General features: G+C 34.9%; 21 protein-coding genes. 3 read left to right on the top strand and 18 right to left on the bottom strand.

The genetic code is table 11. The features are described from left to right. The first annotated feature begins 16 nt into the window (after positions 1-16). Together mazG and coaE are read left to right on the top strand one after the other, a co-directional pair. The gene (gene mazG, locus ACMAYX_RS09505) at positions 17-823 is read left to right on the top strand and encodes a nucleoside triphosphate pyrophosphohydrolase (RefSeq protein ID WP_158246854.1); all 807 of its coding nucleotides are present in this window, start codon (positions 17-19) and stop codon (positions 821-823) included. A gap of 2 nt (positions 824-825) precedes the next feature. Then, a complete protein-coding gene (gene coaE, locus ACMAYX_RS09510; RefSeq protein WP_103217789.1) occupies positions 826-1,479 on the top strand; it encodes a dephospho-CoA kinase in 654 nt (217 codons plus the stop codon). Positions 1,480-1,509: 30 nt separating this feature from the next. Here coaE and ACMAYX_RS09515 read toward each other — a convergent pair whose 3' ends face one another. The 17 genes from ACMAYX_RS09515 to ACMAYX_RS09595 all read right to left on the bottom strand — a co-directional run bounded on the left by ACMAYX_RS09515 (position 1,510) and on the right by ACMAYX_RS09595 (position 18,534). Further along, complete coding sequence (locus ACMAYX_RS09515; protein ID WP_103217788.1) at positions 1,510-3,810, bottom strand: hypothetical protein; 2,301 nt, start codon at positions 3,808-3,810, stop codon at positions 1,510-1,512. 209 nt (positions 3,811-4,019) lie between these two features. Continuing rightward, a complete protein-coding gene (locus ACMAYX_RS09520) occupies positions 4,020-4,805 on the bottom strand; it encodes a FliA/WhiG family RNA polymerase sigma factor (protein ID WP_103217787.1) in 786 nt (261 codons plus the stop codon). A 16-nt stretch (positions 4,806-4,821) separates the two neighbouring features. Further along, entirely contained in the window at positions 4,822-5,718 is an 897-nt protein-coding gene (locus ACMAYX_RS09525; protein WP_103217786.1) for a MinD/ParA family protein, read from the bottom strand. A 48-nt stretch (positions 5,719-5,766) separates the two neighbouring features. Beyond that, positions 5,767-7,233, bottom strand: a complete 1,467-nt coding sequence (locus ACMAYX_RS09530; RefSeq protein WP_103217785.1) for a hypothetical protein — start codon at positions 7,231-7,233, stop codon at positions 5,767-5,769. Position 7,234: 1 nt separating this feature from the next. After that, positions 7,235-9,310, bottom strand: a complete 2,076-nt coding sequence (flhA, locus tag ACMAYX_RS09535) for a flagellar biosynthesis protein FlhA (RefSeq protein WP_103217784.1) — start codon at positions 9,308-9,310, stop codon at positions 7,235-7,237. 20 nt (positions 9,311-9,330) lie between these two features. Next, entirely contained in the window at positions 9,331-10,407 is a 1,077-nt protein-coding gene (gene flhB, locus ACMAYX_RS09540; RefSeq protein WP_103217783.1) for a flagellar biosynthesis protein FlhB, read from the bottom strand. An 11-nt stretch (positions 10,408-10,418) separates the two neighbouring features. Continuing rightward, positions 10,419-11,195, bottom strand: a complete 777-nt coding sequence (locus ACMAYX_RS09545; RefSeq protein ID WP_103217782.1) for a flagellar biosynthetic protein FliR — start codon at positions 11,193-11,195, stop codon at positions 10,419-10,421. A 10-nt stretch (positions 11,196-11,205) separates the two neighbouring features. After that, positions 11,206-11,475 (bottom strand): flagellar biosynthesis protein FliQ, encoded by a 270-nt coding sequence (gene fliQ, locus ACMAYX_RS09550; protein ID WP_021267947.1) that lies wholly within the window; start codon positions 11,473-11,475, stop codon positions 11,206-11,208. An 8-nt stretch (positions 11,476-11,483) separates the two neighbouring features. Further along, entirely contained in the window at positions 11,484-12,233 is a 750-nt protein-coding gene (fliP, locus tag ACMAYX_RS09555) for a flagellar type III secretion system pore protein FliP (RefSeq protein WP_103217781.1), read from the bottom strand. 31 nt (positions 12,234-12,264) lie between these two features. Further along, positions 12,265-13,434, bottom strand: coding sequence for a flagellar biosynthetic protein FliO (locus tag ACMAYX_RS09560; protein WP_103217780.1), 1,170 nt, complete (start codon positions 13,432-13,434; stop codon positions 12,265-12,267). A gap of 22 nt (positions 13,435-13,456) precedes the next feature. Then, on the bottom strand, positions 13,457-13,837 hold the full coding sequence (fliN, locus tag ACMAYX_RS09565; RefSeq protein WP_021268549.1) for a flagellar motor switch protein FliN: 381 nt from the start codon (positions 13,835-13,837) through the stop codon (positions 13,457-13,459). Between the two features lie 15 nt (positions 13,838-13,852). Continuing rightward, complete coding sequence (gene fliM / locus ACMAYX_RS09570) at positions 13,853-14,875, bottom strand: flagellar motor switch protein FliM (protein ID WP_392993431.1); 1,023 nt, start codon at positions 14,873-14,875, stop codon at positions 13,853-13,855. 67 nt (positions 14,876-14,942) lie between these two features. Further along, entirely contained in the window at positions 14,943-15,476 is a 534-nt protein-coding gene (gene fliL, locus ACMAYX_RS09575; protein WP_103217778.1) for a flagellar basal body-associated protein FliL, read from the bottom strand. 291 nt (positions 15,477-15,767) lie between these two features. Beyond that, the gene (locus tag ACMAYX_RS09580) at positions 15,768-16,046 is read right to left on the bottom strand and encodes an HU family DNA-binding protein (protein ID WP_021268333.1); all 279 of its coding nucleotides are present in this window, start codon (positions 16,044-16,046) and stop codon (positions 15,768-15,770) included. Between the two features lie 119 nt (positions 16,047-16,165). Continuing rightward, a complete protein-coding gene (locus tag ACMAYX_RS09585) occupies positions 16,166-16,603 on the bottom strand; it encodes a hypothetical protein (protein ID WP_392993434.1) in 438 nt (145 codons plus the stop codon). Positions 16,604-16,694: 91 nt separating this feature from the next. Continuing rightward, complete coding sequence (locus ACMAYX_RS09590) at positions 16,695-17,486, bottom strand: DsbA family protein (protein WP_103217776.1); 792 nt, start codon at positions 17,484-17,486, stop codon at positions 16,695-16,697. Positions 17,487-17,562: 76 nt separating this feature from the next. Next, positions 17,563-18,534, bottom strand: a complete 972-nt coding sequence (locus ACMAYX_RS09595; RefSeq protein ID WP_103217775.1) for a hypothetical protein — start codon at positions 18,532-18,534, stop codon at positions 17,563-17,565. Positions 18,535-18,653: 119 nt separating this feature from the next. Here ACMAYX_RS09595 and ACMAYX_RS09600 point away from each other — a divergent pair, with 119 nt between their 5' ends. Next, positions 18,654-19,361, top strand: coding sequence for a hypothetical protein (locus ACMAYX_RS09600; protein WP_412463426.1), 708 nt, complete (start codon positions 18,654-18,656; stop codon positions 19,359-19,361). 11 nt (positions 19,362-19,372) lie between these two features. Here ACMAYX_RS09600 and ACMAYX_RS09605 read toward each other — a convergent pair whose 3' ends face one another. Continuing rightward, positions 19,373-20,485, bottom strand: coding sequence for a SpoIID/LytB domain-containing protein (locus ACMAYX_RS09605; protein WP_412470350.1), 1,113 nt, complete (start codon positions 20,483-20,485; stop codon positions 19,373-19,375). Positions 20,486-20,591 lie beyond the last annotated feature (106 nt).

Here is a 20,591-nt window from a genome sequence, read left to right on the forward strand (position 1 = left end):
TTACCAAGGCGAAGTTATGTCACTAAGCGAAATGGAAAGATTAAGAGAAGTTGTTGCAAAGTTAAGAGATCCTAAAGACGGTTGTCCATGGGATCTAGAGCAGACTCACAAGTCACTTCTAAAATATTTGATGGAAGAATCTTATGAGTTCATGCATGCAGTGGAAGACGGTGACTATCGTAAGATGGAAGATGAATTAGGTGATGTTCTTTTACAAGTAGTCCTTCACTCTCAGTTAGCAAGTGAGAAATCAAAATTTGATCTCAACTCTGTGGCCAAAACAATCGCAGATAAAATGGTAAGACGACACCCTCATGTTTTTACAGATAATAAGGCAAAAGACGTTGCCGAAATTAAACAACGCTGGGAAGAAATAAAGAAAGCTGAAAAAGCAAACGAAGAAAGCCTTAAAAAATATGAAATTTGTAATGAACTTCTCTCTTTTCCGGCCCTTACAAGTGCTGCAAAAATTGGAAAGAAAACAAATAAAATAAACTTTGACTGGGAAGATTACACACAAGTAATGTATAAAGTCGAAGAGGAGTGGCAGGAGCTAAAAGAAGAAATCACTCCAGGACGTGAGCTTAATAAAGAAAGAGTTCAAGAAGAAATGGGAGATCTTTTATTTTCAGTTGCACAGCTTGCAAGACATCTCGATCTTGATCCAGAGATCACACTGCGAGAAGCAAACTTAAAATTTAAAAGAAGATTCAATCAACTTGAAGACATTGCTAAAGAAGAAGGCATTGTTATTCGTGAAAGCTCTCAGGACGAACTTGAAACCCTTTGGTCTCGCGTAAAAGAAAAAGAAAAAAGTAACTAATTATGAAAGCATCACCAATTAAACTTAAAAAAGAATTTATCACTTTGAAGAAAGATAAACGTCTATACCAAATGCCTTGTCCAGTTGTTGGACTAACAGGAGGTATTTCTACCGGAAAATCGACGGTGTCAAAAATACTACGTGATAAAGGATTCCCTATTATCGATGCTGATGCTCTTGTAAAAGAAGTTTATAAAACAAAAGAATCAATCGATCATTTGAAGAAGTACTATTCACGTGTTGTAGAAGAAGACAATTCAATCAATTTCAAACTTCTTCGTGAGTACTTTTTTCAAGATATTCAAATTCAAAATGATATTGAAAGTTTAATTTATCGCCAACTTCCAGAAGCTTTCTTAAAAGCATTCAAAGATCTTGGTTCACCAAAAGTTGTCATTTACGACGTGCCTCTCCTATATGAGAAGAATCTTGATTCTTTTATTGATCATAAGGCCGTTGTTTATTGCCCAAGAGCAAAGCAGGTAGAGCGCCTTATGGCCCGTGACGGAATTGAAAAAGACTTGGCCTGTAAAATTCTAGCAAAACAAATCGATATTGAAGAAAAAGCAAAACTTGCTGACACAGTCATCGATAACTCAGGAAAACCTGAAGATTTGAATTTAAATATGTTTCTTGATCACTTTGATATGCATTAAAAAAGGCTCCCTACGGAGCCTTTTTTATTTCTAAATAATTGGATTATTGTCAGCGACAGTGTGTTCAATCTCGCCGTTTTGAGTGCGAAGATTCTGAAAACTTCCATAAAGCCCACGAAGTGAAGAAATTAATTGCTCATCTTCTTCTTGAGCAAAACGTGAAAGGTGCTGCGTTTGAGTTGCAACTTCATTAATCTCATTTCTGATTGCCTTAAACGTATCTTTTATAACTCCAACATCTGGAACTTCTTTACTGTCCATAATGATTTGTACTTTAGAAAGACCAACATCAAGCTGAGTCGATACTTTAGAGAAACTTCCAAGAGTTGAATTGAACTCTCTTAGTTCTCCTGCAAACTTTCCAACAGTTGTTTCACTTGCAACCCCACGTTGAATTTGATCGATAATTTGAGAACTTCTTGCTCTAAATAATTCAACTTGTGACTTAAGAGATTTAAATTGATCACGAGATCTCACAAGTCCTGCATATGCTGCTTTATTCTCATTAATAATCTCTACAATCTCACTTGAGCGAGTTGCTAATTCTATTTCCTCATCAAATAAACGATTCGTCATCTCAATCATATAACGATTCATTTCCTCAAACTTTGCTCTCATCTCAACTACAGATACGATTTTGTCTTTAGCAATTTTGAATTTATTGATCGCATCTTTTTGAAGATCTTTTTGACCTTCAAAAATAATTCTTACATCATCAATAATTTTATATTGTTCAAAAAGATTATTTTCTAAAAGTTCAATCTCTTTTAAAAATGAAGCTTTTTGCATTAAGAAGTGATCGTTAACTTTTGTGAATTTCTCATAAACGTTATCAATTCCAGCAGCAGAGAAGTCTTGCTGTAATTTTTCTCTTAGTTCTCCATTAAACTTATCTTCAACTAGAGCATCTAGAGACTTCCAAACTGGAGACACTACCGACTTCATTTGATTTGATAGAGTTTCCTCTAAACTTCTCAATGGATAGAAAATAACCATAATTCTTTTTTGATCAGCATATTCAACAGGTGAAACGTACATTTCAAAAGGTGCAGCTTCGCTAGAGTTTTCTGTTTTTACCTGAATTTGATAAATTCCAGCAATACCATCTCTTACTGCACTAATAACAGGATCATTCTCACCAAGATTTGTAAAAGTACTTAGGTAATCCCATGTGATACTCATATCTTTTTTAGCGCTATCGATACTCCAGTGCTCATAGAATAGCGAATTTGCCCAAACAGCATTTAGATTTGAATCCAGAAGTAGAGATGAAAATGGCATAGCATCTTGAAAGATCGATCCAAAACTCATTCTCTTGTGAATATAACCGCGATATTTTTCAATTTCTTCTTTAAATGGATGTGTCCAATCACCTTTCAGACTTGCTTTAACTGGGATAACACCATCTTTAATTAAATCAAGAGAAGTAATTTCTAATAATTTCTTCGCTCTTTTTTCAGAATAAAAGTACATAAAGATTCCACCAGCAAACATTGCAATAAGAATCCCAACAATAGCAATTAATCCATAAAGAGTTGTTTTAGAAGTTTGGTTAAGTTCAATTTTTTGATATGTAAGCTTTGGCCCAAACTTCTCACTCCATGCAAGATAACTTTCATTCGTTGTTTTCCAAATGCTATCGAAGTCACGTAGTGTATTTAATGATTTTTCTAATAGATTTAATTCAGTTCTAAGTGTTCCAAGGCGAACAACAATTAAGTTCTTATCTTCATCAGAAAGAACAGACTTCATTGTAACCTTTTCCATATAGTCTACATCTGCAACGATTGATTCGTGTAAACGCTTTAAATTTCCATAACTATAAAAGTTGGAGCTTTTTGTCGTACCTACAGAAATTTTAGTTTTAATTTTATTTGAAACTCTTGTTAGTGTTCTCCACTGATTATGTACAACAAAATTTTGGAAGCCAATCATCTTTGTTCTTAAAACATTAATCAGTGTCGATTTATTTGCAGAAGTCGTAATATCATCAAGTTTCTTTCTTAGTTCACTTAAGTTACCACTTAGTGTTTCATATTCAGCAATAGTTACGATTTCATTTAAACTTTTAATTGAATTTTCAAATTGATCAAACTCTGAAGTCGCCTCTTTTGAACGATCAACTCTTACCAATTCTTTTATATCTTGAAGTGTATTTGAATTTTTAACTTCATCAAATTTAGATGTCGATTCATATACCATCGTCATTCGGTCAAAGTTGGCCGGGCCATTCTTCCAAAAGGACCAAACTCCAAATGAAACAAGAGCTGTCGTTAGAACAAGAGAAACAGAGAAATAGATAAACAACGGCTTACTGAAACGAAGCTTCATTATAGGTCTCCTAAATGTCGGAATGGGAAAATCACTTCCATATGTTAACGGTCCTTCACATCCTGTGAACGTAAGAAATTTCTACATCCATTATGCAATTTTTTGAGTGAATTTTAAAGGGTTAATTAATTTATTTTATAGGCAAACAAAGGCCCTTTAATGAAAAGGGCCTGAGTAAATAAGTATGTTTTTTTAGAATAAAATTGTGATTAGCTTACTAGTTCTTCATAACCTTCAAACATCGTTTGTAGCTTAGCTTTAAGCTTCATTACTGCTTGAGTATGAAGTTGAGAAACACGTGATTCAGTAACATCTAGTACCTGACCAATTTCCTTAAGGTTTAAATCTTCATAGTAGTAAAGTGAAAGAACAAGTCTTTGTTTTTCAGGAAGCTGCTCGATTCCCTCTTTAATTTTATCTCTGAAGTTTTTATTTGAAACAGCAGTAAATGGATTCATTGCCTTACTGTCTTCATTAAGACCTGCCATTGCACGCTTATCATTACGATTAAACGTAGCAGAGTCATCAATATTTAGGATAGAAACAGATTTTGCTTTATTAAGCATTGAGTGAAATTCTTCTTTAGAACACTCAAGCTCTTTACACATTTCATCATCAGTAGCTGGACGTCCAAGCTCTGATTCAAGTTTAGAATATGCGCGGTCAATTAGCTTAGCCTTTTCTCTTACTGAACGTGGTACCCAGTCTTGAGAACGAAGCTCATCTAAGATAGCTCCTCTAATTCTAAATTCAGCATAAGTTTTAAATTTATTATCACGTGAAGGATCAAATTTTTCGATCGCATCCATAAGACCAATAACACCACATGAGATTAGATCATCTAGCTCAATATTTGATGGTAGGCGTGAGGCAATTTTTTGTGCAATATACTTAATAAGTGGAGCGTATTCCACTACGATTTCATCTTTTACTTTTGGATCTACAGTTGATCTATAGTCTTTTAAATTCTTTAATTTTCTGGCCAACGATGACATCTCTCTCACTCCTTGATTAAGCTAGTTGCTGTGGGTTACTACCTGAATGACTGAATCCCTTCAGTAATACAGGCGCGACTCGACTAGTACTGTCCTCGTCGGTAAATTTATTAATGATGTTAGTGTAATATTTCGAAAGGGAATTCTTTTCCGTTTTCAAAAGAGCGTGATCAAATTTGTCAGATGGGATTTCTAAATTCTTTACACCACCCAATACTCTTAAGTTTGCTTGCATAAAGCTTGCAACAGTATCCACTAGTGACTTCACTACTTTTCTATACTGTTGATTTGAGTCAACTCTATTTACAATTAGGTGATTATTTTTAATTTGGTATTTTTGGTTTAGGATTTTAATTAATGCATAAGTATCAGTGATAGATGAACGGTCAGGATTAACAACCATAAAACGATAATCAGCATAAGCTTGTAGATTGATCGTCTCCTTGTTCACTCCAGCCGGGCAATCAAGGATTACATGATCATATTCACTTCTATGGGCAGCGATAATATCAATAATGAATTTATCGTGCTCAAAACTAGTATCAAACAGATCACTGTTTCCATTACAACCACTTAGTAGATGAATATTTCCAAGTTTGTATAGACACTCATCAAATGATTTTTCAAGAGAAAGAAGTGAGTAGAAGTTATCGTTCAAAGGAAGACCTAATTTTACGGCCGTGTTTGAAAGATTATAATCACAATCGATTAAAAGAACTTTCTTTCCTTTTGCACTTAATTCATTTGCGATCATTAAAGCAGTTGTAGTCTTACCTACACCGCCTTTACCTGAACCAACTGCAATAATTTCACATTCTTCATTAAGGTAATTAAGAGGGCTTTTAACATTCAATTCGCAGTTATCGTCACTACGGTGCGACAACAACCATGTTGAAAGATCGTTTCTGGACATCCTGTCTCCTAAACAAAACTTAAAAATTTAATCTAATAACAAAAAAAGCTACAGTTTAAAAATACCGGCCAAAATCCTTTCGGCAGTAGCAGCTTCTAGGTCATCAGGAACAATCTCACCCGTTCCAAAAAACTTGTAAGGTAACGAACTAAAGTCAATGGCCAGATTAAAGAGTGATCCATAATTTAAGCACTGATCTAAGTGTGTTACCACTAAACCATTTGCAATATTTGCATAACGATTTAGCACCTTTCTATTATACAACTCTGTATTGATTCCCGATAGACAGATTAAAACTTCCACATTTTCAAATGAGCGTCTTAGACCATCCACGAACTTCTTGATTTCATTGATTTCTTGATTTGTCGCCTTGTAGTCGATAAAAACATTTTTCTTTGTTTCTATTGATTTTCTTGTTTGTGCAACGATTTCAGAAATTGATTCACAGATATTTGATTCAACATTAAAGAACTTTTCAGAGAAAGAAGTATTATCTTTAAATCCTGTATTTGCTTTATTTCTGATAATCACCGAATCTTGCTTAAGAGCTGAAAGCTTTGTTAACATTGAGCTTTGCCCACAAGAAGCATCTGAAATAAGTACTGTAACCGTTTTAGACTGCTCATTATCAACAGAAGAAAATAGAGGTAGCGCAGTTCTCACTTCTCCCATCATTTCTTTAAGAGCAAATTCAAAAACAGTATCTGGATTTTCTTTCTCTTCATCTGATAATTCAAAGTTTGCTTTACGAACAACTTTTTGAATATATCTTTCTTCGATATCTAAACTTCTAAAAATTGTTACCATCTCTTTTACACCAAGAGCTTGAGGCTTAGTCATCCCCTGCACACTTTGTGTTAATTCGAAAATTTTCTTTTCTAGATCATCGATTTTATTTCTTTGATTTTCAATTAAGTCACTAACCTCATCATTACTTACACGAGACTCATGTAGTTGTTGAGACTGAATTGGCCTTGCTTGAACTTGAGGTCTTTCAATAACTTCTTCTTCCTGAATTTCCTCTTCTAAAGAGAAATCTCCATTTAAGAAATCATTAAAATATTCAGATTCAGTATTTGCGGCAGCTTTTTTTACTTCTTCTCTATCAATTGAGTTTAAGAAATCATCTAAACCTGAATTTGATTGTGAAGAGTTCTCTTCAACAGCACTCACCTTTCTATTAAGACCTAAATTACCATATCCATTGATTGAATTTGATTGTGCTTGAGAACTAGTATTTTGGTCATGTGAATTAATCATATTTGCGATATAAGATGAATTGTTTTTATAAAAAGAATTTTTTTGATCAGATGTTAGTACGTTATCAACCTTAGCTTTCTTAGTGTAGTTCTTTTCAGAGATCGCAGCAGTAATTTCAATTTTTTTCTTTTTGAAAGCACCTTTGATCCCTTTATTAGTCTGCGTTTTAAGAATAATTGCATCAGGTCCCAGTTCGGCCTTAATATTCGCTAACGCCTCATCTAAAGAATCTGCTTCAAATTTTCTTACGTACATCCTATAACCTCACCGTTCCAAGTGACCTAATATTCACATCCGGACTTAATTCATTATGACTTACTACAATCAAGTTTGGTATGAATTTTTCTGTCAATTTCTTAAAGTGTCCACGAATAACTGGTGAGCAAAGAACAACCATCTTTTCTCCCATGTTTGTGGCCTCCTCTATTTTCTCATTTAAACTGGCCAAAATCGATTGGGTAATTCTTGGGTCTAAAGAAACTTGTTGACCATTTTCTGTTTGTATGAGATTGCCAGCAACCTGTTCTTCTATTTTACGATCTAACGTAAATATCGGCAAATCACCATTGGCAGACTTTATAGACTCAGTGATAGTGCGGTATAACGATTGTCTGACATTTTCAGTCAGAAGATCTGTATCCTTAATTCTAACCCCATGCTCAGAAAGCGATTCTAATATCGTACGAAGATCTCTGATGGAAACATTTTCCCTTAAAAGATTCTGTAAAACCTTTAATACGGCACCAAGAGGTAGAATCTCAGGAACAAGATCAGAAACAATTTTTGGATAGTGTTCTTTGAAATTATCCATAACTCGTACAAGTTCTTGACGACCAAATAATTCATGTAGATTTGTTCTCAGGATCTCAGTTAAGTGAGTTGCCAGAACAGTTGACAGATCCACTACAGTATAACCATTGAATCCAGCATCATCTTTCTGATCTTCAGTAATCCACACAGCAGGTAGACCAAATACTGGCTCAATTGTTTCAATTCCATCAATTGGTTCAATAACACTTCCTGGATCCATTGCAAGGTAGTGGTCAGGTACAAGTTCACCTTGAGCAACTTCAACACCTTTAATTTTTAGAGAATATCCACCTGGAGCAAGCTCAAGATTGTCCTTAATTCGTACAGAAGGGATAATTACACCCCAATCTAGTGCAAATTGTTTTCTCATATAAGTAATACGCTCAAGAAGATCACCATTTTGAGATGAATCGACAAGATTTACTAGTCCATAACCAACTTCAAGTTCAACAAGTTCAAGATTAAGTAGATCTTCAAGTGATTCTGGTGTCGATTTCTTCTCATCTTCGACAACTGTCTCAGCAGCAAGCTTCTCTTGAGTAATTTGATTTTCCATTTTATTTGAAACATAAAGTAGCGCCAGTCCAACTGTGATAAAAGGTAATTTTGGAAGTCCTGGAATCATAGCAAAAATTAAAAGAACACAACCTGCGATTAGAACTGCTTTCGGGTGAAGCTTAAATTGCTTACTCATTTGAGCACCAAGATTATCTTCACTTGTATTTCTTGTAGCAATAATACCGGCTGCAGTTGAAATAATTAGAGCAGGAATTTGAGAAACAAGACCATCCCCGACAGTAAGTAGAGTGTATGTTTCAGCTGCTTGGCTAAAGTTCATATTATATTGGCCAACACCAACAATAATACCACCGATAACATTAATAGCAGTAATTAGAATACCAGCAATGGCATCCCCTCGTACGAATTTAGAAGCACCATCCATCGACCCGTAAAAGTCAGCTTCTTCAGCAACTTCAGCACGTCTTCTTTTTGCATCCTCATCGTTAATTAGACCAGCATTTAAGTCAGCATCGATGGCCATCTGCTTACCAGGCATCGCATCTAAAGTGAAACGCGCACCAACTTCAGCAACCCTTCCAGCACCTTTAGTGATTACCATGAAGTTAATAATAACAAGAATGATAAAAACGATAATCCCAACAACAAAGTTACCTTCAACAACGAATTCACCGAAGCTTCTAATAATTTCACCGGCAGCACTTGTTCCCTCACTTCCTGAGCGAAGAAGAATGTTACGAGTTGAAGCAACGTTTAATGAAAGTCTAAAAAGAGTTGTTACAAGAAGAACTGCTGGGAAAGTAGAAAAATCTAGAGGTTTCTTAGTATAAACAGAAACTAATAAAATAATAATTGAGAATGATAAAGTAATTGCTAAAAGTAAATCAAGAACGACTGGAGGAACAGGAATAATCATAACAGCAAGAACTGCTAGAATACCTATTGCTACCGCGAGATCTGAATTCTCTGTTAAAACTTTTAATCTTTTAAAGATATCATCCATGATATATTCCTAAATTCTAATTAACTTATAGCTTTTTGCTTTTTCTTAAGTTTATAAACAAATGCTAAAACTTCAGCTACTGCTTTATATAAGGTACGAGGGACTCCTTCCCCTACTTTAACTGACTTATATAGTGCTCTTGCTAAAGGAACATTTTCTACGATTGGAATATTATGTTCTTTAGCAATTTCTCTAATTCTTAAGGCCAAGTGATCAGCACCCTTTCCAACAATTCCTGGAGCGATCATAGTCTCTTGATCATATTTGATAACAATCGAAATGTGAGTTGGGTTTGTCACAATAACATCTGCTGTTTGAATATCGGCAAGCATTCTTTTTTGCGCTTGTTCTCTTTGGATTTGGCGAATTCTTTGTTTAACTTCCGGAGAACCGTCTTGCTCTTTAGACTCACGCTTGGCTTCTTCTTTTGTCATCATAAGTTTTTTCTTATGAGCATATTTTTGATAAGCAAAGTCCCCTACAGCAACAACAACAAGTCCTGCAAGAATTGAGAAACCTAATTTAATTAGAATATCTTTACCAATAACAAAAGCCTGAAAGAAATCAACATGTAGAAATCCTACAAATTGAGCAATATCGTCTTTCATATATAAGTAAACAATTCCAAGAACGATTATGAATTTGAAGACACCTTTAATTGCCTCAACAACTGCCTTCATTGAAAACAAATTCTTAGTTCCCTTGATTGGATCAATTCTTTCAGGTTTAAACTCAAGAACTTCTGGCGCATAGATGAAACCAATTTGAGCAACGTTTGCAATAATACCAGCACATAGTGAAACAATACAAACAGGTGCTGCACAAATAAGAGCTGTTGTAGCCGTTTTATTTGCAATGGTCTTAAGCGATTTTTCTGTAAATGCCGTTGCTGGATCAAGATGCATAATCCATCTAATGAACTCTTCCATTTCTTGATATATAAAAAGAAGTGAAAGACCTAATGTCATGATACAGGCGGCCAGCACTAACACACTTGTTAGTTCTTTTGAGGATGCGACCTCACCCTTTCTTCTCGACTCGTCAATTCGATGCTGGGAAGGATCTTCCGTTTTTTCCTGATCTGTATCTTCGGCCACGACTTACCCCTTTAAAGTATAAAGTTAAACCACTCGCCAAGTCTTTCAGTATACATTCTAAATGCTACTTGAAAGAACTCATCGCTTGTTGCCGTAAATACTAGTAGACCTAGTCCAATATTGACGACAAAGCTAACCATAATGATATTCATTTGTGGAACAGTACGAGCAATAATTCCTAGAACCGTACTGATGAGCATATTTGTAAAAATTAATGGTGTTGCCAGCATAATTGCAGCAATAAAAATTGATTTGAATGCTTCGATATAGAAGATGTGTGACTTCGCAAATACACCAAAATCATAAATATGAATTGTATAAAAAGATTCAAAAATCCCTTTAAACATTGGTAGTAAAGCACCTGAAGAAACAACCATAACGAGAACAGTCCATTGTATTAGCCTTTCGAAAGGACCTACTTGCTGACCCGAAGATGGATCGAAGTAGCGAATGGCCGCAAATCCAATTTGCTGGGTAATAATACTACCTGCTGACAGGAAGATACCCATAATTGATTTTACCAAATATCCGATTACCAATCCAATAAGTGTGTAAATAATAGTTAGCGCCCAGAACTGGTCCTTGCCTACATACATGATGTCTTTGATTACTTCTCCTTGGATATATGGGTAGAAGCAAAAGCTCATGACTAGTGTCGATAAGATCTTAACAATCATTGGGATTGGTAAGTTATCATAAATAGGTAGTTGAAAATTAATGGCCAGCAATCTGGTAAAAATTAACCAGAACGCAATGATTGGGACAATGTCAGTAATTTGAATTGTCATCTAATTTCGCCTACCTTCCAGTAACAAGACTAGGAATTGAAATAATTAAATCTTTTGTAAAAGTTGTTAACTGATCCGTCATCCACGGAGCAGTTAGAACAAGAGCTCCAACAATAACTAAGATCTTAGGGATAAATGAAAGTGTTTGCTCATTGATTTGAGTAACCGCTTGGAAAATTGAAACTAAGATACCCATAATAAGTGCACCTGCTAACATTGGTGCTGAAATCATTAGTCCAATTGTGATTGCTTGTCTTGCGATGTCAGAAAAAAAGTCCATGACTACTCCTAATTAAATGAACGTAAAAGTGATCCAGTAACAAGTTGCCAACCGTCCACAAGAACAAATAGTAATAATTTAAAAGGCAGAGAAATAACTACCGGAGGAAGCATCATCATCCCCATGGCCATTAAAACTGAAGCCACAACCATATCTAAAATAAGAAATGGAATATATAGTAAGAATCCAATTTGAAATGCTGTCTTTAACTCTGAAATAATAAAAGCAGGAATTAAAAAATGAATTGGAACATCATCAATTGACTGAGGTGCCTGACGACTAGTTACATCGTAGAAAAGACCTATATCAGCTTTACGAACTTGCTTGTTCATAAACTTTCTCAGAGAACCTTCAATGCGATCGACTGCTAGAGTTGTCGTAATTTTCTTATCCATATAAGGTTTTACAGCTGTTGCATAAATCTCTTCTCCCGTTGGCTGCATAACAAATACAGAAAGGAAGAGTGCAAAACCGATTAGAAGTTGATTTGGTGGCATACTTTGCGTACCAATTGCTTGTCTCATGAATGATAGAACAACGATAATTCTTGTAAAACATGTACAAAGAATTAAAACCGCCGGCGCAAGAGTTAGTACTGTAAAAAGAATAGTTAGTTCGATAGTATCAACGAGATCAACCCCCTGTCCGAAATTAACAGAAAGACCTGGAAGTCCCAGGTTAGTTGATTGTTGAGCAAAGATCGTACTTAGCCATCCCCCAATACTAAATATTAATAATGCTCTTAAAAAATTCTTCATCCAACTTCCTATTGAATTATTTTTAATAAAATTATTGTAAAGACTTCATGTCTTTTACTTTTTTCTTAATTTGAGCAGTTAAGCTAACTTTCTCTTCTTGAGTTGCTTGCCCTGCAAGGCTATTTAAAATATCTTGTTGTGATGAAGTCGTCGAGTTACTCGCCTCTTTCATATTCATAGCAACTTCTTTTAATTTAAATTCCTTAGAACCTGAATTAGCAGTATCTAAATTAGTATCAAAGTTAGATCCAGTTAACGCTTTCTCACCTTCTTTAAAAAACTCAGTTGTATCTTTAATTTCAGTTAAGAAATCCATCCCTTTTTCAGATTGTGCCATTAGAAAGACTTGCTTTTGTACTCTAACAACAAGAAGGCTTCTTTTCGGTGCAAGATAAGTTGTCGATAAAACTTCAACCATTTTTGCATTTGAGAAAAGCCCTAATCCACCCTTCTTTAACATTCCCTTTCTAAAGAAGTTCATTAAAAAGAAAATCCCTGCAGCAAATAGAGCAAAAAAGCCGATAAATTTAAAAATATAAGTCGACATCTGAAATCCACCTTTTTCAACACCTGAAGAAAGATTGCTAACAGTATCTTCAATCTGCTCATTCTTTTCTTTGGCAAGAGCAAGTAAAGACTCACTAGTCTTTTCAAGCTTTACGTTATTCTTATTATTATTTTTTGATACTTCTTCTTTATCTTTAAGTAGTTTTGCAAGGTAGCTTTCATCATAAGCTTCTGCACTCTTTTGCTTTACAGGAGCTTTCTTAACTGGAGCTGCTTTAGTCACTGCAACTTCTTTTTTATTTGTTGTGATTGGAAAGTACATTTTAATTTCATTATCACTTACTTCTAAACTTACCTTATCTTCATTACCCTTGATATCGTACGGGAGAATTGCACGAACTCGAGCAACATCTTTAGTAAATTGATAAGCTAGAAGCTTCGTATCAAATTTTTCATTAACAGATACTTGTTTCTCAATCTTTGGCCATACGATTGCATCTTGAAGAGCAATTTGAATAATATCATCCTTAATTGTTAACTCAGGAGTAGTATCAAACTTCCCTTTTAATCCAACAGTAACAACTCCTGTTGAACCATTTTTAGTTAACTTAACCTTCCCTACTTCAACTCTAGCAAATGCATTCGTCGTAATAAGTGAAAGTGCTAAAAATAATAATTTAAGTTGTCTGGCCATAATTAGTTCCTACGTTTTTCTACTACTTTAGATTTTCAATTCTCTCGATTGGTGAAATGATATCTGTTAAACGAATACCAAATTTTTCGTTTACAACAACAACTTCACCTTTTGCTACTAACTTTCCATTAACTAGGATTTCAAGAGGCTCACCAGCTAATTTATCAAGTTCTAGTACCGAACCTTGTCCTAGTTGAAGAAGGTCTTTAATAATTACTTCTGTTCTACCTAGTTCAACTGTTACCTTTAGAGGAATATCTAAGATAAAATCTAGGTTTTGAACCTTAAGTTTATTGATTGCATCATCACCAGCTCTGATTTCATCTGCAAGTTTTTCAACTTCCATAGTATTGAAATTTTCAAGCCCTTGTGTTTGGTTATTTAGTTCTGTTTGATCACTCATCTATATCTCCCTTAATTATTCGACATCAATATCCATAGAAACTTTAGGTGTCTTATCAACATGTGTAACTTGCACCGCTCTGTTTCCTTTATATGTACCAATTAAACACCTTAACTTCTCAACACCTTGTATTGCTCCCTTTACTTCACTTGAAGCTTCTTGATTTAAAGGGATAATATCTCCAGTTTGAAGAGTAAGCAGGTCTCCTACAGTCATCTCTGCTTCACCAAGTTTTACAACGATTTCGGCTTTAGTATCTTTGATGTGCTCATTCATAGCACTTGTCCAAATACTATCGGCCATATCATTATCAGTTTGGTAATTTGAAGAAAGTTTTTGCTTGATCGGCTCAATAGTTGAGTATGGAACCACGATCATAATTGTTCCTGAAGCAGATTCGAATTCAACTTCTAAAGTTGTTGCGATGATTACATCTGATGGAGGAACAACACCAACGAATTGTGGGTTAATTTCAGTTCTTACGTATTGTGCATCAATACGGTGAACTTGTGCCCATGCTTCCTCAAGGTCAGCAATGGCCATATCCATAACCTTTCTCATGAAAGATAGTTCAATCGCTGTAAATTCTTTTCCTTCAATTTTTGTGAAAGGACGATCTGTTCCACCAAAGTAAGAATCGATGATTGCATAAGCAAGCTTTGATTCGAATACTAATAGTGCCGGACCTCTTAGCTCGTTAAATTTCATGATACACATACACGAAGGAATCGGAAGTGTGTTTACAAACTCACCAAACTTTAAAAGATCTGTTGAGATCATCGAAATAGTCGAGATCTTTCTTAGAGAGTTTGAAAGTGATACACGAAATGAACGAATGAATCTTTCGTAGATGATTTCAAGAATAGGCATTCGCCCACGAATGACTCGGTCTTGATTAGTTAAGTCATAGGGCTGAATATTTTCGTCTTCAGCTTCATCATCGAAATCTCCACCTTCACCTAGAAAATCATCTGCGTCACCATCGTTAACAGCGTTTAATAGAGCGTCGACTTCGTCTTGACTTAAAACCTGTGCCATCGTTCCCCTCCTAGGATTTGATGATCTTGGCATCCTGCCAAAAATTAAACTTAAAACTTTATATTAACTAGTTGATCTGGAAACCAACGTAGTAAACATCTAAAACTTTTCCATCAACTAAATAAGAGTTAATAGCTGATTTGATCTCTTCTTTAAGGTATTCCTTACCTTGTACTTTAAGAAGATCATTTGGCCTCTTAGAGTTCAAAATACTAATGATTGAATCCCTAATTTGAGGCTTTCTTGCTTTGTATTCCTCTTCTTTCGCATTAAGCGATAGTTTAAGAACAGCATTTAATCTAATGTATCGTTGTGGCCCATCGCCTTGTGCAAGGTTGGCCGTAAAGCTATCAAGTGGAAATAACTTTCCTTCCTCTTCTTGTGCTTCACCAGTAGTTACAACATCTTTATCTTGAGATTGTTCGGCCATTTGGGCCTTAACAATATCTTCCACAGACGATTGCTGTGAAATCTTTAAATGAGTTTGGTATTGAAAGTAAGCGATAACACCCATTAATACGATATTCAGTAGTAGAGCTACTGTTAGTAGAGGGTTCTTTCCACTTCCTTGATATGAATTGTCAGCACTTCCATCTGCCATAATCTATAAATCCTTTACTTCACACAGAAAAAAATTCCTTTAAAAACTGTGCCTCGTCAAAAATTATACATCTAGCGGCCATTTTCTACAAGATAGTAAAGTATGTTCCGGAAGATTCTGCCCATTAATTTTGCAATTTTAAGACTTTATGAGAAATGTAAAAAAGTGGTGGTGTCAAAATGTCGACGTTTTTTTGACGCTGACAGGGTGTGATAGGCAAAATATGCCTCTAGAAATAAGAAAGCCTCCCTAAGGGAGGCTTCTTATTATGAAACTAATTTCAAACAAAAATTAGAACATTTCCTTCCAAGCTTTACCTGGCTTGAATTTTGGAAGTGTCTTAGCTTTGATTTTGATTTTTTCACCAGTAGCTGGGTTGATACCAGTTCTAGCTGCTCTTCTTACTTTTGTGAAAGTACCAAAACCGATTAGTGAAACATCGTCACCTTTCTTAACTGCTTTCTTGATTGTTTCAAGAGTAGTTGATACGAATGCATCTGCATCTTTCTTAGTTAGGTGGCTTAATTCTTTGTTTTTTAAGATTGCTTCTACAAGTTCTTTTCTGTTCATTTTAACTCCAAATAGTTAGTTATTTAGTTGTTGTAAAAGTAGGATGAAGTTTGAAACACGCTTTGACAAGGCTTTTTAGCGTTTTTTTTAACTTTTAAAGATTTTTTTTATTTTTACACTTATTTTAAGTTTTTTTCTTGCCAAACTACTATCTCTTCCTCTAGTGCGATTCTCACTGCTTTTAGCCACTCTCCTTCAAGTTCTTTATGATCTTCAAGGTCTCTTACTTCGACAAAAAGTTGTATAAAAACAGGTCCGAGTTGATGATAAAAAGTTTCCATTGTTGGAATCTTTATATCAATAGGAAGACGATGAGAAAGCTTCTCTAAGCTTCTTTCAAGCTCTAAAACTTCTTGGGCCAAATCAAAAATTGAATTAATTTTTAACAAAGATGTTAGATGATTTATATATGCAGTATTTAAAACATTTTGTTCAACTAAAGAATGAGGTACATCATCATGAAGAAAATCTTCAATTGAATAATCAATTTGTCTTGCCGTTTCACGAAAGAATTCTTTATTAACTTTTACCTGATTATGATCAAAGAAGTTCACCATAATAACCTCCAATGATCATATTATAACATGGAAAAATAAAAAGGCCCACTCGATGGTGGGCCTTCATATTTTAATTGAATTTGATCACTGATTAGATATCTAGTTTACCTTTTTCTTTTAGTAGACCTAGAATCATTTCGAAGTGTGATAATGGGTAAGCACCTTTTACTGGTACACCATTAATTACGAAACCTGGAGTCCCTTGAATATCAAACTTTCTAGCTTCAGCTTCGTCTTGAGCAATTCTTTTTTCAACTGCATCTGACTTAACATCCTTAGCAAGTTTAGTCATATTAACACCTAAGTCTTTCGCTGTTTTCTTTAGGTATTTTTCTTTTAGGTTTCTAAGTTTTTGTTGACCTTCTTGAGTAAAAAGAATGTCGTGAAATTTAAATGCTTTCTCTTCTGATTGAAGTCTTACAGCTTCATAATAAGCCGCTGCAATTCTAGCTTCTGAGTGGAAAGAAAGTGGAAGGTGTTTGTAAACAAATTGAACCTTACCTTTGTACTTATCAAGCATTGGCTTAACAACATTATCAAACCCTCTTGTACAGTAAGGACACTGAAAGTCAGAGTATTCAACTAGAGTAATGATTCCACCTTTAGTACCTCTAACTGATTCATCTGATCTAATTTCTGGCTTAAGAGGGTTTTCAATAAACTCGTGAAGTTTTTTGTTTTCCTCTTCTTCTCTTTTCTTCGCCATTGCTTCTTTTGCGTTTTGAGCTGCAACTTGAAGAGCTTCCATAACTTCAGCAGGGTTAGCTTTAATTGCTTCTGCTAAAATCGTTGGATCATCTTTTAATGCTTTTTTGATTTCATCTTTACCTACACAACTCGTAAGTAAAACTAATGACATTACAATGCCTAATGCTTTTTTCATTACTATCCCTTTTGTTATTATGAACAAATTTCACATCAAATTATTATTATGATTTTACTTGAACAAAGTTAAATACTCAATCATCTTTTACTGAGTACTCTTTTTCCATATAGTCCAAATACTTGTTGATGGCACGCGTCTGATGACGAACGTACTTGTATCCGATAAGGTGAACTCTTGATGTATATCGTCCACTAATGAAAGATCGCATCGTCGCAAAAATACCAAATGCTGGCGTTGCAACTTTGTTATAAAGATAGGCCATGAAAAAGCCATAAGAAACAATATTAATAATTATTGTAATACCAACAATGTCGTCCTGAATTAAGGCCATGTTACTAAAGTAATCTTTAGCAAATTTACCATTGGTAAAGATTTCGTTAACTACAGAAATCACAGCATCAAAGAGAGCGTAATTGATAATTAAAATAATCATCCCAGTCAAAATACAAGTAATGGCCACATAAATACTCTTATGGACAAAAAACATAGTTTCAAAGACCGGTTTGTGTATCCTCTTGTATTTAGAAGGAACTTCAATTTGAGTTAATTTTCCACTCATTCGCAGCGTCGAAGTGGTGGTAAAGAACCAATCACTAAAACTCGATAACAATCTTAACTCAGATTTAAACTCTCCATCGAAATTCGTAACTTTTTCTTCAGCTCCAAGAAAGTCCAAACAGTATTGTGCAATCTCATCAAATGGTCTCAGCATCAGTTGAGCAAGAACAATTCCTGCTACCAATAAGAAGGCAATTGAAATAATCATCCATGGTAAGGCTTCCATTAATCCAATTTGTAGATAGTCATAAATAAGAGAATCGATGATATAATCAATATCCTTTCGATAAGCTGTAATATAAATGATTGTTGATTTTAAAAGAATCCAATTAAGAATGAATCCCACAAAAATTGAGATAAAAGGTATGACTGCAAAAATTAGTCCCATCTTTAAACGAAACTTCGCCTGATCATCCTTTTTAAAGTCTTTAAAGGAGCCTGTAATAATCTTAAATGTTGATTCTTTTACTTGTTCATAAGCTGTCATAATTACTTACTATTTCGGGTAATTTAAAAAAATTCTTAATTAATTTTATCAATCTCTAAAGAAATCCTAAATTTTCACCGATACAAGAAATAGCGTGAAAACTAATATTTGAGGATATTATGAAAAAGTTTAAGTTATTAATGGTTGTGACAATTGCTTCGATGCTTGTAACAAGCTGTGGACAAGACTCTAAGGGCGGTAGTGGTGGCTACTACTCTGGCTGGGGTACAGGTGGAAGTGGTTCAAATACAGGCTCAACAGGAATGGACTCACAAGGACAGGCTTTATTCGATAGTCTCGTAAATGCTCAAGCTTTTAGTTGTCAGCAATATGGTAATGATCGATTCAACATGGATAGCTATGGAAACTACCTTAAGATTGGTCAAAGACGCGCAACGATTGTAGCTAATATTCAATCTGGATATTCTTATAATAATGACTCTGTTTATGGTCCTTTACAAGAAGGAATGCTTCCTAATGAATCAAACCAACATCACGTTGGAGTAAATAGCTTCGGTGATATTCTTATTATGACAAAGGTTCTTAATGGAAACTCTGTTGTAGGATACAATGTTCGCCTCTCACTTTGCTCACGTTACTTTACATATCAGAATTATAGGTTCCCAATCATTGGTGATGATCGTGGACTTCAAGGAATACAGCTAAGTACAGGAATGAGTTTAGGAACAGGAGCGAATTGTCCAGCGGCAACAATAGATGCTGCTCACTTTCAAATTACGGCAGCACCTTTCCAGTACTCTCAGCCAATGCAAGGAACACTAGGACCTGTTATGATGAATGTGACTTTCTCAACACCATGTCCTTAATGATTTAAAAACTAATAAAGTTTTAAGATATTTAATTTCGGAAAATAATGGGCCAGAATTTCACGATGGCCCTTTCCTTTTTGAGCAAGCCCTAAAGAACCAACCTGACATAAACCAACACCGTGACCATTGCCCTTTCCAACAAAGTGAAGACCAGCTCCACCAACATCTACCATATAGAAATGATTTGAAGGAAATTCAACACGGCCAAAGTAGCGACGGAATAAACTCTTTTTGATTTTGATCTTCTTTACACCATTTTGTACGTAAAGATTTTTTTCATCTCTTTTATCTGGATACAAGAATAATTTCTTTTTTAAACTTTGTTGTTCAATGTAATTTTTTTTCATTGCCCAGTTTAAAAATTTTTTAAATCGAAGCTTTGTAATTTTAGAATCCCAATTCTTCTTTTTCTGACAGTAATCACACTTCACAGTTGAATAACCGTGAACATCATTTCTCCAAACATCAGAAGGGATTAATGTTGTTCCCCCACAACTTGCATGAAAAAAAGCAGGAACAAGGTTACCTTCACCATTTGTTAAAACAAGACCTGCTGTATCTTTTGCAGCTTCAAGTGTACTTGCTGTCACATCATTAAATGTTCCATTAACCTGATGCTTTTCAGAGTTCTCTAAATCATAAAGAGTGTCATTTTTAAGTCCAGAAATCATCATGTGATGAAGAGCGTATGTACGAGCAGCAACTGCTTGAGCTTTAAGGGCCTCAATTGGCCAAGAAGCGTTCATCTCTTTAGCAAGAAGTGTTGCAATATAGTCATCAAGATCCATCTCATTAACAACGTCACAAGAATTTCCATCGGCACTCGTTACAATATGCATCTGCCCCATGAATTGCTTGCGATCAAAACTAATTAGTCCTGTTTGCGATGTAAGAGAGGCCAAGTACTGAGGTTTAACAGACTTGGCAGATTGTAAATTTTGGCAATTTACTTTTATTTTCTTAAAGCCCTTAAAACTTTTACGATTCCTTGTTGCAACAACTTTTCGTGTCAGATCAACACCTTCAAGCATAACGTTATCAAGGTCTTTTGCTACTCTAACTTTTATCGTGTGTCCTGATCGTAAATTATCTAATGGGCTAATTCTCGCCAGAGAATTCAATGAAGAAAGTATAATGAAAGAGATAAATAAATTTCTCAACGAAGATCGTCCTGATTTGTGCGGCATCCTTGCCCAGCAACTTATCTAATAAAATGATATATGATTT

Origin of the sequence: Halobacteriovorax sp. RT-2-3, assembly GCF_047085075.1 — a bacterium.
In the GTDB taxonomy this organism is placed as follows: Bacteria; Bdellovibrionota; Bacteriovoracia; order Bacteriovoracales; family Bacteriovoracaceae; genus Halobacteriovorax_A.

Excerpts from the sequence above, each read along its gene's own strand:
- ACMAYX_RS09560 (WP_103217780.1), bottom strand. The coding sequence starts at position 13,434 with ATGGCCAGACAACTTAAATTATTATTTTTAGCACTTTCACTTATTACG.
- ACMAYX_RS09530 (WP_103217785.1), bottom strand. The coding sequence starts at position 7,233 with ATGTACGTAAGAAAATTTGAAGCAGATTCTTTAGATGAGGCGTTAGCG.
- ACMAYX_RS09545 (WP_103217782.1), bottom strand. The coding sequence starts at position 11,195 with ATGACAATTCAAATTACTGACATTGTCCCAATCATTGCGTTCTGGTTA.
- ACMAYX_RS09580 (WP_021268333.1), bottom strand. The coding sequence starts at position 16,046 with ATGAACAGAAAAGAACTTGTAGAAGCAATCTTAAAAAACAAAGAATTA.
- ACMAYX_RS09595 (WP_103217775.1), bottom strand. The coding sequence starts at position 18,534 with ATGACAGCTTATGAACAAGTAAAAGAATCAACATTTAAGATTATTACA.
- fliQ (WP_021267947.1), bottom strand. The coding sequence starts at position 11,475 with ATGGACTTTTTTTCTGACATCGCAAGACAAGCAATCACAATTGGACTA.
- ACMAYX_RS09600 (WP_412463426.1), top strand. The coding sequence starts at position 18,654 with ATGAAAAAGTTTAAGTTATTAATGGTTGTGACAATTGCTTCGATGCTT.
- fliN (WP_021268549.1), bottom strand. The coding sequence starts at position 13,837 with ATGAGTGATCAAACAGAACTAAATAACCAAACACAAGGGCTTGAAAAT.
- coaE (WP_103217789.1), top strand. The coding sequence starts at position 826 with ATGAAAGCATCACCAATTAAACTTAAAAAAGAATTTATCACTTTGAAG.
- ACMAYX_RS09525 (WP_103217786.1), bottom strand. The coding sequence starts at position 5,718 with ATGTCCAGAAACGATCTTTCAACATGGTTGTTGTCGCACCGTAGTGAC.
- ACMAYX_RS09590 (WP_103217776.1), bottom strand. The coding sequence starts at position 17,486 with ATGAAAAAAGCATTAGGCATTGTAATGTCATTAGTTTTACTTACGAGT.
- ACMAYX_RS09585 (WP_392993434.1), bottom strand. The coding sequence starts at position 16,603 with ATGGTGAACTTCTTTGATCATAATCAGGTAAAAGTTAATAAAGAATTC.
- flhA (WP_103217784.1), bottom strand. The coding sequence starts at position 9,310 with ATGGATGATATCTTTAAAAGATTAAAAGTTTTAACAGAGAATTCAGAT.
- mazG (WP_158246854.1), top strand. The coding sequence starts at position 17 with ATGTCACTAAGCGAAATGGAAAGATTAAGAGAAGTTGTTGCAAAGTTA.
- fliM (WP_392993431.1), bottom strand. The coding sequence starts at position 14,875 with ATGGCACAGGTTTTAAGTCAAGACGAAGTCGACGCTCTATTAAACGCT.
- ACMAYX_RS09515 (WP_103217788.1), bottom strand. The coding sequence starts at position 3,810 with ATGAAGCTTCGTTTCAGTAAGCCGTTGTTTATCTATTTCTCTGTTTCT.
- fliL (WP_103217778.1), bottom strand. The coding sequence starts at position 15,476 with ATGGCAGATGGAAGTGCTGACAATTCATATCAAGGAAGTGGAAAGAAC.
- fliP (WP_103217781.1), bottom strand. The coding sequence starts at position 12,233 with ATGAAGAATTTTTTAAGAGCATTATTAATATTTAGTATTGGGGGATGG.
- ACMAYX_RS09520 (WP_103217787.1), bottom strand. The coding sequence starts at position 4,805 with ATGTCATCGTTGGCCAGAAAATTAAAGAATTTAAAAGACTATAGATCA.